Origin of the sequence: Leptospira perdikensis, from assembly GCF_004769575.1 — a bacterium.
Classification (GTDB): domain Bacteria; phylum Spirochaetota; class Leptospiria; order Leptospirales; family Leptospiraceae; genus Leptospira_A; species Leptospira_A perdikensis.
In genome coordinates this window covers 216,180-231,938 of record NZ_RQGA01000007.1, presented here as the reverse complement: position 1 = coordinate 231,938, position 15,759 = coordinate 216,180, and the positions used below count along the sequence as shown (strand labels likewise).

The window sequence follows — 15,759 nt, the reverse complement described above, 5'->3', positions numbered from 1 at the left end:
TTTGTAAAAAGGGAATGATTTTAATTTTCTTTCCTGTCATAATCAAACCAGGGAAGTGAAAGTATGAACGCCTGCATCCTCTACCTCAATAAAAAGAGAATTGAAATGATCAAGTTTGAATCAGACCAAATGCGATCTAAAACTTGGGAGAAACCAACAGAAGCGGATGTCTGGGACTTTGAGGACATCACAAAAACTCTACAATCACCAAACGAAGTCATTCTTGTTGGAGAATCGGAACTTAATACACAATACAAACGATGGTTAGTTAATCATGACAGGAACTTAGCAAAAAAACTAATCGCAGTGATTGGAAATAATAACGAAACTAGAATCAATCAAGACCTAGTCAGTCACTTCAAAGAAAAATACTTTCGTGGAAGAGGATTCTAAAGATAGATTGTATTGATATTAAAGAAAACAAAAGTAGATCAATCGTTATAGTAGATGATCGCAAGACTCTCCGTGAGCATGAAAGAACAAACGATAGAGTAGAAAACTAAGAGAAGCTAGAATCACCATTGTTCCAAATGCAGGAATCCATTTTGTTGGAATCAGGTGTCTCCATTTCGAAACAAAAAAACCAAAACCAGTGAGTGCGGGAACCGTTCCCAAATAAAAGAAAATCATCACAAGACCTCCAGTGAAAAGGTTTCCTGTCGCAAAGGACGCGGCATAGGCTGGATACAATACCCCACAAGGGAGTAGGGCACTCACCATTCCGATTCCAAACCCAAGTCCATTTTTGCTAAATTTAGAACGCACTTGTTCTAAAAACTTGCGAATTCCTATTGGTAATGATCCAAAGGAAGAAGTTTGGCCACCTGTATACGTTCGGATGGCAAATAAGATCAGAAATAAAAATGTAAATACTCCTGCGACACCTTTGACTGCAGTTAGATCCCCTAAGGCATTGGCACCTTTACCAAGAAATCCAAGGATGATACCAAGGAAGGTATATGAAATCATCCTTCCTAAGTGATAGAGATAGATGGCAGTATGTTTTCCTTTGTCGGTTTGTAAGAGGGAGACGAAGGGACCACACATTACTAGACAATGAAAACTGCTGACAAATCCATACAAAAGGATGGATCCAAAAAAGCTAAGATTTGCTAGTTGGTCCATCTGGTGAATTTGGTTTAGTTTGACTGTTGTTTTGTGGGTATTCTTCTTCGAAGAACATTCTATACTTTGGGGACTCGATGTCTTCGAACTGTCCTTTGCGAAAGGCCGTAATAAAGACATAAAGAAAGAAGGCGGCAATACACATTGCCATAGGGATGGTTAAGTAGAGGGCTTCCATTGGGGGATCCTAATTCTAATGGATAGAGAATTGAGAAGGACTGTCAAGCTAGAACATGCCATAAACACGGCACAGATCACAGGTAACATCAAACCAAACATGGCAAGTGGTAACATGATTGAGTTGTAACAGAAAGAGATAATGATGTTTTGTAATATTACCTCTCTTGTTTTTTTAGCAGAAAGTAGGGAATGTACAAGCCCATTCAAATTTCCTGAAGTCAAAACTACGTCAGATTTTTCAAGCGATAGATCTTCTGCTTCAGTATGAGAAATGGAAACATTGGCCTGTGCTAAAGACAAACTATCATTGATTCCATCCCCTACCATGATAACAATGTTCCCTTTGTTTTGTGAGGAGCTGATGGTATTTGCTTTTTCTTCTGGAGAAAGGTCAGAAGAAAATTTTTCAATGCCAAGTGAATCGGCAATAAACTTTACTGCTGGATAACGATCGCCGGAAAGGATCGAAATATTAGGAACAAAGTGTTTGAGTAGGGATACAAAAGCTCTAGCACCAGGGCGTATTTCATCGGCTAATAAAAAATTTCCTAAATAGGTTCCGTTGACTGCTAGCAGAATTAAGGAACCTTCTCCTTCCGGTAAATTTTCCATAGGAACGTTTTCGGATTCCAACAAACTTTTATTTCCGATCAGCACAGAAAGTTTTTCAGAATCAACTTCTAACTCAGCTTTAACTCCTCTTCCTGGGAGGTTCTCTAGATTTAATAATTGGATGGATTCTGCTCGTTTTGTAACTGTACTAAATGGTTGTAAATGCTTTACAAGAGATTTTGCTAAAGGATGATTTATTTCTTTTTCAATTCGATAAACAAGTGGTAGGTGGTCATCTTTTACCGAAACTTGTCTGACTAAAAATTTTCCCTCTGTGAGTGTTCCTGTTTTATCTAAAAAGATAGTATTGGCTTTTGCTAAAGCTTCTACAACAGATGGATTTTTTAACAAAACACCTTTATCCGCATTAAGAATATGGTTGGTAACAAGGGCAGTCGGTACTGAAATTCCCAAAGCGCAAGGACAGGCTACGATGAGAACAGAAATGGTTGTCACAAGACTTTGTTCTAGGTTTCCTCCTGATACAAAATACCATACAAAAAAACAAAGAAAGGCCAAGGCAAACACAACAGAAATAAAATAAGATGCGATTCTCTCTGTAAGGATTTGTAATTTTGGTTTCAGATGTAAAGCTTCTTCTAATCTTAGTTTGAGGGAAGAGAGAGTAGAGGCATGGTAGTCGGAGCTAGCAAGAATGATTGCTGGGTTATCCATTGTAAGGGAGCCAGCAAGTATTGGGTCTCCCTTTTTTTTTCGAATAGGTAAGGATTCACCTGTTAGAAAGGATTCATCTAGATAGGTTTGTTCAGAAATTAAAACTGCATCCACAGGAATTCGTTTTCCCGGTGCCACTCGAATGGTATCCCCAATTTTGATCTCTGTACTTGGGACCAAATTTTCTCCCGATTCTGTCACACGGATGGAGGTTTCGGGAAGTTTACAAAGAATAGATTCCAATTTATCAGAAGCAAAGACTCTTGCTTTTTCTTCGAAGTACTTTCCAATCAATATAAAAAAGTAAATCATAGCCACCGAGTCAAAATAAACTTCTCCAATGTCCGTGAGTGTTACATAAACCGAATAAAAATAGGCCATAGAAATTCCCAAAAATAAAAGGAAGTCCATGGATAAGGTTCTCCGTTTGATGCTAGTGAGAAAACCGGCCATAAACGGATATCCTGAATACAAATAGGCAGGAGTAGCAAAGACCCAGGAAGCATAGTGGAAGAGACGTTTGATATCCAAATCAATTCCAGAAAAGTATCCAGAATATAGGGCCACACTTAAAATCATGATATTCCCAAAACAGAATCCAGCGACTCCGATACGAAGGAGAAGGGATTTTAATTGTTTTGATTTTTCTAGAGTGCCTTCGGTTGGAGAGAAGAGGACTGGTTTATAACCAATAGCACGTATGAGTGCTAAGATGCGGGAAATCTTAATTTTAGAACGATCAAATCGAACTCGGGCTCTACCAGAAGCAAAATTAATCTGAGCAGAAAGGATTCCATCCTCTTCATTTAGTACTTTTTCATTGATCCAAACGCAGGCTGAACAATGAATATTTGTGATTTGTATAGAAACTTCGGAATATTCTGCCGAAGTACGTACAAACTTTTCGTAGACCAGTTCGTTTTCAATCTCAGTATCTGAATTTTCCATTCGAACTGGATCGAGTTTTGTATTACCTTTTAGGTTGTAATAATAACTTCCACCTAACGAATTAATGATGGAAAAAACAGTTTCACAACCCTCGCAACAAAATACTTTAATATCATTGTCGACCTTTGCTTCAATCCGTACCAATCGGATCGGATTACCGCAATGGTCGCATTCAGTTTTTGTTACGTTAGCAAGGCTGTCGTTCATCGAACCGAGATCTTTCCTTCCCTTTCAAAGGTTTTTCCATCGATATTCGCAACAAGTCGCAAATTCCAGGTACCCTTTTCCAGAAGGGAGATTTTCCCACTAAACCCGTTGCCGTTTGATTTTAAATCATAATGAGCTGTGTTCTTTGTTGTGGCGTTTCGTTCTAAAAACACAGTCATAGAACTTGCTTGGGCGAGGACTCCTGATTTTTCTAACTGCGCTGTGATTTCAGATTCTCCTAAAGGAAGGATGGTTTGATTGTCCCAACTGGTTTTAATGAGATAACCTTGTTTCAAAAATCCTTTTTGGGTTTCAATAGCCTTTTCGTAGTTCAGACCAATTTCGTAATAGTTTTTATCCATTACTGGTTCGAAGTTTTTGTAAGTGAGACGGATGGTGTAAAAAGTAGCCGCCACTAGGGCTGTAAAGCTAAAGAGAACCACATACATGGCACTTCGTAGACTTGGGTGTAATTCTTTAAACATCATTACCTCCTTGGTAATGTTAAGGAGAGTTTTTTCTCCAATCGTTCGTCTGTATCTTTTGCATTGTTTAACACAATGGAACCTGGTAAGTAACCTTCATTTAATTCTTGTTCTGTGAGAGATTCTGTTTCTAAAACCACAGAAATACTTTTGATTTCGCCTGATCCTAATTTAAATTGGTTGTTTTCTTCACCAGAACGAACTAGAATTTTTTTCCCATGCCTTGTGTCAAAGGCAGAGAGTTGGAATTCTTTTTCAACTGGAGCAATATTTTGAATACGGAGAGCCACAAAAGCTCTAATTTTATTATCAGGAATTAGAATGGGTGGCATTGATTTATTGGACGCAGCAATCATTGACATAGGGCTTCTTGTGATGAGCTGAATACTTGCGCCGACGATGACAATGGTTAATAGAATTGCATAGATAACCGTTCTTGGTCGAATCCATTTAATTTTTGCGCCGGTTTCAATTTGTTTGAGAGAAAAATAGCCGATTAATGTTTTTTTGTTTTCTTTTGCCATGATAGATGTACAAGCATCTACACATTTTCCGCAGGCTACACAACCTACCTGAAGACCGTCACGAATGTCAATTCCTGTAGGACAAACAACCACACACATATTACAAGCGATACAATCACCAATTTTGGTTTTTCCGTCCCGACGAGGTTCACCTCGTTTGAAATCATAAGTCACATTCCAGGAATGTTCATCCATAAGAAGAGTTTGGAACCTTGCATAAGGACAGGCATAACGGCAAAATTGTTCACGCACAAATCCGATGTCGATAAACATCGATGCGGTGAAAAATGCGGTAAAATAAAAATGCGTTTGTGAAAAAGCGGATAAATTTAGGTAGTCAGCTAACATTTCATAGGGGCTAACAAAGTACCCAATCCAATGGAAAGAAGCGATAAAGGACACAACGATCCACAGAAAATAAACGGTAAGTTTACCATGCAGCGAGGCGTCCTTTTTTCCATACTTTGAATTTAAAACAAACCGACCAATTCTATCGAAAAGGTCGGTATAGATTGTTTGGGGGCATCCCCATCCGCACCAGACTCGGCCAATGACGGAGGTGAAAAAGAAAAGAGAGAGACCCATTGTCAGAAGAAAAAACCATAAGATGAGTCCCTCTTGCGGGATAAAAAGACCACCAAACAAGTGAAACATCCTACGTGGGATGTCCAGCCGAATGAGAGGGCTACCATCTGGTAACATCACCCATGGAGCTGCTAAAAATAAACCCACGAGGAAACTCATTACGAAGTTTCTCCGTGTCCTTACTTTCCCTGATTGAGGTCTTGAAATGATCATCTTTATTTAGCCTTTACCAAACTACTATTTTTAGTCGCAAGCCATGCCATCACGGCATACACTTTTTCCGCTCCTAATCCTTCCCAAGCGGGCATTCCTCCCCGATTGAGTTTTTGTCTTTCAGGTCCTACCCCTTTCATGATGTTGTTGAAAACTTCTTTATCGGTATTTCCGTGAAGCCAGTCTTTGTCCACAAGACTTGGACCTACAGCACCTTCTGCAGTCGGACCGTGGCAAGCAGAACAAATTTGTTTGTATGTTCCTTCACCTTCTTTGATAGCAACTGCATCATCTCGGTAAGGGTTGGATCCGTCTTCTGCATTCACTACCACTGCTTGTTTGACTGGAAATTGTGCTTCGTGTTCTGCTACTTCTTTCTCAAACGCAACATCTTGTGGCCATTCAGAATACCAGTGAAAGTATACAACATAACCTATGGAAACGATGATACTGATAAACCACACTAATTTCCACCAAGTGGGCATGGGGTTGTCGGCTTGGAAGATTCCGTCTACTTCTTTTGGTTCTTTCATTCGTATTAATCCTCCTCAAGCATTCTATACTTGGGTTTCTCCATTTCGTCTTTCGTACGTTTTTTATAAACGTAGTAGGTGATGTAAGAGATTGCGATCACGAGGATCGGCAATCTCAAACTTTTGTAAACGAGTAGAATATCTGCTTCGTTCATAATTTTACTTCATACCTTTCTGCAATTCTGCGGAATCCTTTCCCAGTTTTTGCAAATATGCAACCAGAGCCTCTCCCTCGGTTTTGTCCTTTAGAAGAGAAGGTGCATTGGCAAAGTCTTCTTCAGTATAAGGGACTCCGATAGATTTGAGAGCTTTCATGTTTGCAAGTACTTGATCTACATCGACTTTATGTGATGTCTCGAATAACCATGGATAGGCTGGCATAATCGAGTTAGGTACACCACCGACAGTTCTTGGGTTGATTAAATGGTTTTTATGCCATTCGTCAGATCGTAACATTTGGGACTCATGAGCTAAGTCTGGACCCGTACGTTTTGATCCCCAAAGGAATGGATGGTCATAAACATACTCTCCACCTTTAGAATACCCAGTTCTGCCATACGCCTTAGTTGGGTCAAAACGATCCACTTCCCATTTGAAAGGTCGAACCATTTGAGTGTGGCATCCGATACATCCTTCTTTTTGGTAAGTATCACGACCTGCTAGTTCTAAAGCTGAATATGGTTTCACAGTGGAAATTGGTGTTACCGTTTTTGTTAGAAAAAACGGAGGAACCAGTTCAAAAAGTCCACCAATGACAACTGCTATCGTTGTATATAGTGTAAACTTAACACCCTTTGTGTCCCAACGGTCTGCAATTTCAGAAAACCAATCTAAGAATTTGTTAAATCCTAACATTATGATTTCACTCCTATACGTAAGTCTTGTTCTACAAACCCGCTATCTTTATTTTGAATGGTTTTGATAAAGTTATATACCATTAGTATAATTCCTGTTAGATAGAGTGTTCCCCCGATCGCACGGAAAAGTCTAAATGGTTTTAAGAACTCTACAATTTCTACCCAGTCTTTATAAACAAGTTCACCGTTTTCGCCAACTGCTCGCCACATAGATCCTTCAGTAATTCCAGAGACCCACATGGAGATGATGTAGAGTAGGATACCGAGAGTTCCGAGCCAGAAGTGTGCATTGGCAAGTTTTTCGCTATAGAGATTGGAATTCCAAAGTCTTGGCACTAGGTAGTATAAAGCTGCGGCAGACATAAATCCAACCCAACCGAGTGTTCCCGAGTGAACGTGACCAATGATCCAGTCAGTGTTGTGTCCAAGAGCAGATACAGCACGAATGGAAAGAAGTGGACCTTCAAACGTAGACATACCGTAAAAAGTAACTGCAGCTAACATCATTTTGAGGGTAGCATCCACTTTAATTTTATCTTTAGCTTGGGTAAGTGTTAAGAATCCGTTTAACATACCTCCCCAAGAAGGCATCCACAACATAATGGAGAATACCATACCAGTTGTTTGTAACCATTCCGGAATTGGAGAGTATAGTAAATGGTGAGGTCCAGCCCAAATATAGATAAAGATTAACGACCAGAAATGAATGATCGAAAGTCTATGTGAGTAAATGGGTTGTTTGATATGTTTTGGGAGGTAGTAATACATTAGTCCCAAAAATGGAGTCGTAAGAACAAAGGCTACTGCGTTGTGTCCATACCACCATTGAATGTTGGCATCAAACACTCCTGCGTATACTGAGTAAGATTTTAAGAATCCTGCAGGAATAACAATGTTGTTTACGATAAAAAGAAGTGGAACTGTAACAAAAGAAGCAATGTAAAACCAAATGGCCACATACATTTGTTCTTCTTTTCTTTTAAGTACCGTCATCAAGTAGTTTGCAAAGAAAATTACATACCATACAACTATCAATAAGTCGATAGGCCATTCTAATTCGGCATATTCTTTTGATTGGCTGAAACCAAGTGGTAAAGTAATTGCTGCAAGGACAATTGATAGGTTATACAATGCCAAATGTATTTTGGAAAGAGTGTCGTTCCACATTCTAGTTCGACACAATCTTTGTACTGTGTGGTAGGCTGTGGCGAAGATAACACTCAATGCAAATCCAAAAATGGCAGCATTGGTATGTAGAGGTCGTAACCTTCCGAAGCTCGTCCAGGGTAATTCCAAATTCAGCTGTGGATATACAAGCTGGAAGGCAATAATGACACCAAATGTCATTGATGCGACGCCCCAGACTAACGCTGAAATGATAAACCCCTTTACGATAAAATCATCATATTGAGTTTTTTCCGTAGCCAATGTTTCTCTCCTTAATCTTTATCAGTTCCGTATGTATAGAGAACTAATTCCTTTGTATAAAAAAGGACGAAGAAAAGAAAGAAAAACAGAATAGGGTTCTTATTATGACCCCTTGATATTTGTCAAGGGGTTCCTTGAGACTTAGAATTAATCTAAAAAATGGTGGGGACGGAGATATTTCCTAATGATTGTTAGAAGGTAAACTCGTATCCTAATTGTGTGCGGTGTTCGATACCGCGATCCCCAGCAATCGCCGTCGGATGGTATCCAACACGATCTACGGAAGAATGCATAAAGAATTTTTCTTTGCGAGTGTCTTCCATACTAACTCCTGAGCCAGTAGGATGGAAGTAGTAGGCATCAAACACATTCCATAAATAAACAAGAATGGTTGCTGCACCAATGTATTGCATATCTTGGTAATGTTTTTCCACTGACTCTCTTTGACCTTTGAAGGGACCGAGTTGGCTTGCCACGACCGCTTCTGCCGGTGATACGGTTGCTGAACTTTGAGGGGAAAATGCTGCTCTGATATAACCGTTAGTTGTATAAGGATTTTCTAAATTATTATAATCACGTTTGGCGTTTAAATACATACGATGTTTATCGTATGTGAAAAAGAGTCCAATGGCAACGATGGATGGATAAACAATTGCTTGAACCTTTCTGCCTTGTTTCCACTGACCCCAACCAGGAAGGACTGCCGATCTCCAAGTAGCTCCGCCCCTAGTGAGATTTTTGCGATCTGCTTCGGCAAGTTTTGCCTCTTCTTCTTGTTTGCGTTTGGCCTCTGCATCAGCAGTTGCATTCTTGGCAGCCATTTCTTTTTCTAATTTAGCTGCTTCTTCTTGTTCTTTTTTCAGTCTAGCAGCTTCTTCTTTATCTTTTTTGATTCTTTCTTTCTCTTCTTCTGCTTTCCGAAGTTTCTCTTCTTCTGCAGCTGTTAGGTGGTCTTTATAAACCACTTTGAGGATATCAGTTTTATTTAGAACTACAACGGTTCCATCTTCTTTGCGAATTTTTAGCTTATATTGGTCTTGTTCCACCACCTTACCTTGCAGAGTTCCTCCTTTTTTAAGAAGGATGTTTTCTGCAGTTAGGTTTGTGGTAAGCACTACCAAAAGTGTTGCGATTTTAAAATATTGTGTAATAGTTAGTTTCAAGGGTATCTCAAGTGTTGGAATATTATATAACAATTTCTATAGTGTTACTAGCTACGTTTCAATTGATCTCACCAATGATTTTGACAATTTGGAAGTTAGGCAAGAATTTTTTTGCCAAAGAAGGTTTGAAAGTAAATCCACATTTGGAAACAAATTATCCCTGTTATGACAAGGTATGTTCCAAATGTGGTTCGTAGAGTAGAGGGTTTAGACCTCTACGTCTTGCATGAGGAAGTGGTGGACTTGGTCGGCACACTTCCTTCCTTCAGAAATCGCCCAAACGATGAGGGATTGCCCCCGTCTCACGTCACCACAAGCGTACACTTTCGGTACAGAAGTTGCGAATGATCCTTGTTTTGTTCCGAAATCGGCCTTCACGTTTCCACGACCGTCTAGTTCCAATCCTTCTTTTTGCAAATCAGCGATGAGTCCCTCTTTGATTGGGTTTACAAATCCCATCGCAAGAAAAACTAAATCAGCCGGCCATTCAAATTCGGTTCCAGGAACTGGATTGAATTTTCCATTTTCTTCTTTCACTTCCGATCCGTAAATGGCGGTGACTTCCCCTTTATCATTGGATTTGAAACCCATAGTGGAGACGGCCCATTTGCGACTTACACCTTCCTCGTGTGAGGTGGACGTGCGAAGCATCTTAGGGTAGAGTGGCCAAGGAGTTGAGGAGTCTCTTTCTTTCGGAGGTTCTGGGAAAAGTTCAATTTGAGTCACAGACTTCGCACCTTGGCGGTTGGAAGTTCCTACACAATCGGAACCTGTATCTCCACCACCAATTACGATAACATGTTTGTCTTTGGCGTTTATGATTTCGATATCGTCACCAGCAACATGTTTGTTGTTTTTGGACAAAAAGTCCATAGCAAAGTGAACCCCTTTGTTCTTTCTACCTTCTACGGGTAAGTCTCTTGGAACTTCAGATCCACAAGCAAGGACAACGGAATCAAAATCAGCTAATAGTTGCTTAGCGGTGATATCTACACCTACGTTGACATTGGTTTTAAAGGTAACACCTTCCGCTTCCATTTGTTTCATACGGCGGTCGATATGTCTTTTTTCCATTTTGAAGTCGGGAATTCCGTAACGAAGTAGGCCACCAATCCGATCATTTTTTTCGAAAATAGTAACAGTATGTCCAGCACGAGCTAACTGTTGTCCTGCGGCAAGACCTGCCGGTCCCGATCCAACAACGGCAACTTTTTTCCCCGATTTGGAAGTCGGAGGTTGTGGGATGACCCAACCTTCTTCCCAAGCACGATCAATGATGGTTCTTTCAATGGATTTGATCGAAACCGGTGGTTCAATGATTCCTAAAGTACAAGCCGACTCACAAGGAGCAGGGCATAACCTTCCTGTAAATTCAGGAAAGTTATTTGTTTTGGAAAGATTTTCCCAAGCTTCTTTCCAACGACCTCGGTATACAAAGTCATTAAACTCTGGTATGAGGTTATCTACAGGACAACCTGTATCACCGTGGCAAAAAGGAATCCCACAGTCCATACAACGAGCACCTTGGTCTTTGGCAACAGTCTCAGAAAAAGGTTTTTCGAACTCTTTATAGTTCTTAACTCTTTCTTTTGGTTCAATCTTCTGAAGGTATTCTTTTTTAAATTCTAAAAATCCTGTTGGTTTACCCACGAGCTGTTACCCCCTCTTTGTTTGGTTTTGCCGATGTAGTTTCTTCGGCCATTTTTTCTAAAGCTTTTTTATAATCTCTCGGAATCACTTTGATCATTTGTTTTACAACAACGTCCCAATCTTTCAGAACTTCTTCTGCTCTTTTGGAACCAGTATAAGTTTTATGATCTTCTACCATCTTTTTTACTTCTGCAATTTCTGATGCATCAGTTAACGGATCTAAGTCGACCATCTCTTTGTTGATGAGTGATTCTTTGTTTTTCTTTGGATCCCAAAGGTATGCAATTCCACCAGACATACCAGCGGCAAAGTTTCTTCCAATGTCTCCAAGGATGATGACCCGTCCACCAGTCATGTATTCACAACCATGGTCTCCTGTTCCTTCTACGATTACATGAGCACCTGAGTTACGAACACAGAATCTTTCTCCTGCAATCCCGTTGACATAAGCATTTCCACTAGTGGCACCAATGAAACAAGTGTTACCGATGACTATGTTTTCTTCTGCTTTGTAAGGAGCATTTTTAGGAGTTTGGAAGATGAGTTTTCCACCACATAATCCTTTCCCTACGTAGTCATTTCCTTCCCCGATGAGGCGAAGTGTCATCCCTTTGGTCACAAAAGCACCAAACGACTGTCCTGCGGTTCCGGTAAATTCGATGTCAATGGTGTCTTCGGTAAGACCATCCACTCCATATTTTTTTGTCACTTCGTGGCTGAGCATGGTTCCCACAGAACGATTTAGGTTCACAATGGAGGTTTGAATTTTCACCGGTTGTTTGTGGTCAATCGCAGGGAGGGACTTACGAATCAGTTCGTTGTCAATTTGTTCATCCAAATGGTGGTTCTGTTCTTTTGCACGGAATAGTCCTGTAGGGAATACAGGAGTTGGTCTGTGTAGAACTTTTGTAAAATCAAGTCCACGAGCTTTCCAATGGTGGTGAGGTCGTTTGAATTTGATTTTTTCCACTTGGCCAATCATTTCTTCGAAAGTTCTAAATCCAAGTTTTGCCATGATTTCACGAACTTCTTCTGCAACAAAGGTCATGAAGTTTACAACATACTCTGGTTTGCCGGTAAATTTACTTCTTAAGAATTCATCTTGAGTCGCAACACCCACAGGGCAAGTATTCAAGTGGCATTTACGCATCATGATACAACCCACTGATACGAGTGCAGAAGTAGAGAATCCAAATTCTTCCGCACCAAGTAGGGCTCCTACAACCACATCTTTTCCAGTGAGGAGTTTTCCATCCACAGCCAGATACACACGGTCACGAAGTCCGTTTGCAACGAGTGTTTGGTGGGTTTCGGAAAGCCCGAGTTCCCAAGGTGTTCCTGCATGGTGAATCGAAGAGATAGGACTAGCTCCCGTTCCCCCTTCATGTCCTGCAATGAGGATGTGGTCAGCATGTGCTTTTGCCACACCAGCTGCCACTGTTCCTACTCCAGATTCAGAAACTAATTTTACGGAAACTCGTGCTCTTGGGTTGGAGTTCTTTAGGTCAAAGATCAGCTGTTTTAAATCTTCGATGGAATAAATATCATGGTGTGGAGGAGGGGAAATCAATGTCACCCCTGGTGTGGAATAACGAAGCCACCCAATGTATTTATCCACTTTATGACCTGGAAGTTGTCCACCTTCTCCTGGTTTTGCGCCCTGTGCCATTTTGATTTGGATATCATCAGCATTGGTGAGGTATTCCATAGTCACACCAAATCTCGCAGAGGCAACCTGTTTGATCGCCGAACGCATACTATCTCCATTCGGAAGAGTTTTGAATCTTACTGGATCTTCTCCACCTTCTCCCGTGTTGGATTTAGCACCAATTCGGTTCATAGCAATAGCGAGTGTCGTATGGGCTTCCCAAGAAATGGACCCATGACTCATGGCTCCTGTTTGGAAACGTTTGAGAATTGATTTTACAGACTCAACTTCTTCAATCGGGATCTCTTTAGATCCTTCATAATCGAGTTGGAATAAACTTCTTAGAGTGATGGCCCTTTCGTTTTGGTTATCGATGAGACTAGAGAACTCTTTAAATACTTTGTAGTCGTTGTCTTGTGTCGCTTTTTGAAGTTTATGAACTGTAATTGGAGTATAAAGATGGCTATCGCCATTTTTGCGATAGTAGTGTACTCCGCCCGGCTCCAAGTTGTTTGGGAAAAAGGTCGAATCGTAAGCTGCTTTGTGGCGACGAACGGTTTCTTCTTCTAACATCTCAAGAGAAAGTCCTTCGATTCTTGACTGAGTTCCCGCAAAATAAGTATTCACTAACTCAGAATCAAGTCCCACGGCTTCAAAAATTTGAGCGCCACAATACGATTGTAATGTGGAGATCCCCATTTTTGAAAATACTTTAAACAAACCTTTTCCAATGGATTTGATGTATTTCTTTTTGGCTTCTTTGTATTCAGGAACTTCTGGAAGTAGGCCTTGTTGTGAAAGATCGGCAATCGTTTCAAAAGCAAGGTATGGATTGATGGCGTTGGCACCATATCCGCATAACAATGCAAAATGGGCTACCTCTCTTGGTTCTCCTGATTCTAATACAATCCCTGCGCGAGTACGAAGACCTTCACGGATCAAATAGTGGTGAAGTCCTGCTACTGCAAGTAGTGATGGGATAGCAGCTTTTTTCTCACCCACACCATGGTCGGTAAGGATGATGAGAGTCACTCCTTGTTCTCTGACGGCTTTTGCAGCATCGGCACAAACACGATCAAGAGAGTTTCTCATATCATGTTTTTTAGATGGATCAAAAAGGATTTCAAAAGTTTTGGCTTTGAAATGACCTTCGCTGATTTGTTTGATTTTTTCAAAATCTTCGTTTGTAAGAATCGGGTGTTCCAACTCCAAACGATGAGCATGTTCCGGCTCTTCCGAAAGAAGGTTCCCTTCCGGTCCAATATAAGTTGTGAGTTCCATCACAAGTTCTTCACGGATAGGATCAATCGGTGGATTGGTTACTTGTGCAAAGTTTTGTTTGAAGTAACGGAATAGGGGTTGTGGTTTTTCACTGAGGACAGCAAGAGAGGAATCCACACCCATAGAGCCAATCGGTTCTTCGCCAGAAACTCCCATTGGTTTGATGATGGTAAACACATCTTCATGTGTATAACCGAAGGCCCTTTGGCGTTCCAAAATGGTTTCGTGTTGTGGTTGTTTTACGTTCTCAGGGTCTGGTAAAGAACCGAGACGAATCATATTGTCTTCTACCCATTTGCGATACGGTTTTTGGGTAGCGATTTGTTTTTTAATTTCTTCATCGTCTAGGATTTGGCCTTTCTCCATATCTATGAGAAGCATACGGCCTGGGCGAAGGCGGTCTTGGATTAAAACTTCTTCTGGAGGAAGGTTTAATACCCCTGCTTCGGAAGACATGATCACTTCATCGTCTTTTGTAACAACAAAACGAGCAGGACGAAGTCCGTTACGATCAAGAGTGGCTCCAATGATTCTACCATCAGTAAAAGCAATGGCAGCCGGCCCATCCCAAGGTTCCATAAAGGTTGCATGGTATTCGTAGAACGCGCGTCTGTCGGCATCCATAGCTTTGTTTTTTGACCAAGCTTCTGGAATCATCATCATCACAGAATGAGGGAGAGATCTTCCTCCCATAACAAGTAACTCGAGTACAGTATCAAAGGTTGCCGTATCCGACTGGCCTTCCATGACAATGGGAAGCATACGACGAAGTTCATCACCATAAAGTGGAGATTGCATTACCATTTGGCGAGCAGCCATCCAGTTCATGTTCCCACGAAGTGTGTTGATCTCTCCGTTGTGAGCAATTTGGCGATAAGGGTGAGCCAAATCCCAAGTAGGAAAGGTGTTAGTCGAAAATCTTGTATGAGTTAAACAAAATGCAGAAGTTAAATCTGGAGATTTTAAATCTTCGTAGAATTTTTTAACCTGATCACCGAGTAACATCCCTTTGTATACAATTGTTCGTGAGGAAAAACTAGGTACGTAATACTGGGAACGATCCAGTTTCATTTCTGTACGAATGCGTCTATCGATGAGGCGACGGATGAGGAATAGTTTTCTTTCGAAGTCATCAGACGTTTTTAATTTTTTGGATTTTTTACCAATGAATACTTGTTTGAAAACAGGAATCGTTTTAGATGCAACAACGCCCGCATATTCTTTGTTCACCGGAACATCGCGGAATCCGAGAAACTCTTCCCCTTCATCGACGATGATTTTTTCGATTACGTTTTCCACAGCCGTGCGAACTTCTGTGTTTTGTGGAAGGAAAAGAAATCCTACGGCATAATCGCCTTCTTTTGGTAAAGTGAAGGGAAGGTTCTTTCTAAAAAATGCATCAGGGATATTGATCATGATCCCTGCACCGTCCCCGGTTTTTGGATCAGCCCCTTCGGCACCCCTGTGTTCTAAATTGCACATGAGGCGGATACCCTTGTCGACGATGTCGCGGGACCGTTTACCTTTATAATTTGCGATAAAACCAACACCACAGGAATCTTTGTCCATGGCAGGATCATACATACCTTGGGCCTGTGGGCCGAGTGGCGGAAGGATGGGTGGTTGGTTAGATTTTGACATACGT

13 protein-coding genes are annotated in these 15,759 nt (G+C 40.9%); 1 reads left to right on the top strand and 12 read right to left on the bottom strand.

Translation table 11 applies throughout. The features are described from left to right. Positions 1 to 105: 105 nt before the first annotated feature. Positions 106 to 393, top strand: a complete 288-nt coding sequence (locus EHQ49_RS08210; RefSeq protein ID WP_135578253.1) for a hypothetical protein — start codon at positions 106 to 108, stop codon at positions 391 to 393. Positions 394 to 438: 45 nt separating this feature from the next. Here EHQ49_RS08210 and EHQ49_RS08205 read toward each other — a convergent pair whose 3' ends face one another. The 12 genes from EHQ49_RS08205 to gltB form a co-directional block, all read right to left on the bottom strand. Then, positions 439 to 1,125 (bottom strand): sulfite exporter TauE/SafE family protein, encoded by a 687-nt coding sequence (locus tag EHQ49_RS08205; protein ID WP_135578251.1) that lies wholly within the window; start codon positions 1,123 to 1,125, stop codon positions 439 to 441. After that, the gene (locus EHQ49_RS08200; protein WP_135578249.1) at positions 1,103 to 1,303 is read right to left on the bottom strand and encodes a cbb3-type cytochrome oxidase assembly protein; all 201 of its coding nucleotides are present in this window, start codon (positions 1,301 to 1,303) and stop codon (positions 1,103 to 1,105) included. The genes EHQ49_RS08205 and EHQ49_RS08200 overlap by 23 nt, the downstream gene beginning before the upstream one ends. Next, positions 1,285 to 3,747 carry a heavy metal translocating P-type ATPase gene (locus tag EHQ49_RS08195; protein ID WP_135578247.1) on the bottom strand — a complete coding sequence of 821 codons (2,463 nt, stop codon included), beginning with the start codon at positions 3,745 to 3,747 and terminating at the stop codon, positions 1,285 to 1,287. Before EHQ49_RS08195 ends, EHQ49_RS08200 begins: the two co-directional genes overlap by 19 nt. Further along, positions 3,744 to 4,235 (bottom strand): FixH family protein, encoded by a 492-nt coding sequence (locus EHQ49_RS08190; protein WP_244241407.1) that lies wholly within the window; start codon positions 4,233 to 4,235, stop codon positions 3,744 to 3,746. The genes EHQ49_RS08195 and EHQ49_RS08190 overlap by 4 nt, the downstream gene beginning before the upstream one ends. Continuing rightward, complete coding sequence (gene ccoG, locus EHQ49_RS08185) at positions 4,235 to 5,554, bottom strand: cytochrome c oxidase accessory protein CcoG (protein ID WP_135578245.1); 1,320 nt, start codon at positions 5,552 to 5,554, stop codon at positions 4,235 to 4,237. The genes EHQ49_RS08190 and ccoG overlap by 1 nt, the downstream gene beginning before the upstream one ends. A gap of 2 nt (positions 5,555 to 5,556) precedes the next feature. Next, entirely contained in the window at positions 5,557 to 6,087 is a 531-nt protein-coding gene (locus tag EHQ49_RS08180) for a c-type cytochrome (RefSeq protein ID WP_135578244.1), read from the bottom strand. A 5-nt stretch (positions 6,088 to 6,092) separates the two neighbouring features. Next, complete coding sequence (locus EHQ49_RS08175) at positions 6,093 to 6,242, bottom strand: cbb3-type cytochrome c oxidase subunit 3 (protein ID WP_135578242.1); 150 nt, start codon at positions 6,240 to 6,242, stop codon at positions 6,093 to 6,095. A 4-nt stretch (positions 6,243 to 6,246) separates the two neighbouring features. After that, on the bottom strand, positions 6,247 to 6,942 hold the full coding sequence (gene ccoO, locus EHQ49_RS08170; RefSeq protein WP_135578240.1) for a cytochrome-c oxidase, cbb3-type subunit II: 696 nt from the start codon (positions 6,940 to 6,942) through the stop codon (positions 6,247 to 6,249). Beyond that, positions 6,942 to 8,372 carry a cytochrome-c oxidase, cbb3-type subunit I gene (gene ccoN, locus EHQ49_RS08165; protein ID WP_135578238.1) on the bottom strand — a complete coding sequence of 477 codons (1,431 nt, stop codon included), beginning with the start codon at positions 8,370 to 8,372 and terminating at the stop codon, positions 6,942 to 6,944. The genes ccoO and ccoN overlap by 1 nt, the downstream gene beginning before the upstream one ends. A 191-nt stretch (positions 8,373 to 8,563) precedes the next feature. Further along, on the bottom strand, positions 8,564 to 9,535 hold the full coding sequence (locus EHQ49_RS08160; RefSeq protein ID WP_135578236.1) for an LA_0442/LA_0875 N-terminal domain-containing protein: 972 nt from the start codon (positions 9,533 to 9,535) through the stop codon (positions 8,564 to 8,566). A 207-nt stretch (positions 9,536 to 9,742) separates the two neighbouring features. Then, a complete protein-coding gene (locus EHQ49_RS08155) occupies positions 9,743 to 11,185 on the bottom strand; it encodes a glutamate synthase subunit beta (protein ID WP_135578234.1) in 1,443 nt (480 codons plus the stop codon). Then, positions 11,178 to 15,755, bottom strand: a complete 4,578-nt coding sequence (gene gltB, locus EHQ49_RS08150; RefSeq protein ID WP_135578232.1) for a glutamate synthase large subunit — start codon at positions 15,753 to 15,755, stop codon at positions 11,178 to 11,180. The genes EHQ49_RS08155 and gltB overlap by 8 nt, the downstream gene beginning before the upstream one ends. Between the last annotated feature and the right edge of the window lie 4 nt (positions 15,756 to 15,759).

What these genes read in the sequence shown, in the direction of transcription:
- EHQ49_RS08200 (WP_135578249.1), bottom strand. Translation starts at nt 1,303, where the DNA reads ATGGAAGCCCTCTACTTAACCATCCCTATGGCAATGTGTATTGCCGCC.
- EHQ49_RS08180 (WP_135578244.1), bottom strand. Translation starts at nt 6,087, where the DNA reads ATGAAAGAACCAAAAGAAGTAGACGGAATCTTCCAAGCCGACAACCCC.
- EHQ49_RS08190 (WP_244241407.1), bottom strand. Translation starts at nt 4,235, where the DNA reads ATGATGTTTAAAGAATTACACCCAAGTCTACGAAGTGCCATGTATGTG.
- EHQ49_RS08195 (WP_135578247.1), bottom strand. Translation starts at nt 3,747, where the DNA reads ATGAACGACAGCCTTGCTAACGTAACAAAAACTGAATGCGACCATTGC.
- ccoO (WP_135578240.1), bottom strand. Translation starts at nt 6,942, where the DNA reads ATGTTAGGATTTAACAAATTCTTAGATTGGTTTTCTGAAATTGCAGAC.
- EHQ49_RS08210 (WP_135578253.1), top strand. Translation starts at nt 106, where the DNA reads ATGATCAAGTTTGAATCAGACCAAATGCGATCTAAAACTTGGGAGAAA.
- EHQ49_RS08205 (WP_135578251.1), bottom strand. Translation starts at nt 1,125, where the DNA reads ATGGACCAACTAGCAAATCTTAGCTTTTTTGGATCCATCCTTTTGTAT.
- gltB (WP_135578232.1), bottom strand. Translation starts at nt 15,755, where the DNA reads ATGTCAAAATCTAACCAACCACCCATCCTTCCGCCACTCGGCCCACAG.
- EHQ49_RS08175 (WP_135578242.1), bottom strand. Translation starts at nt 6,242, where the DNA reads ATGAACGAAGCAGATATTCTACTCGTTTACAAAAGTTTGAGATTGCCG.
- ccoG (WP_135578245.1), bottom strand. Translation starts at nt 5,554, where the DNA reads ATGATCATTTCAAGACCTCAATCAGGGAAAGTAAGGACACGGAGAAAC.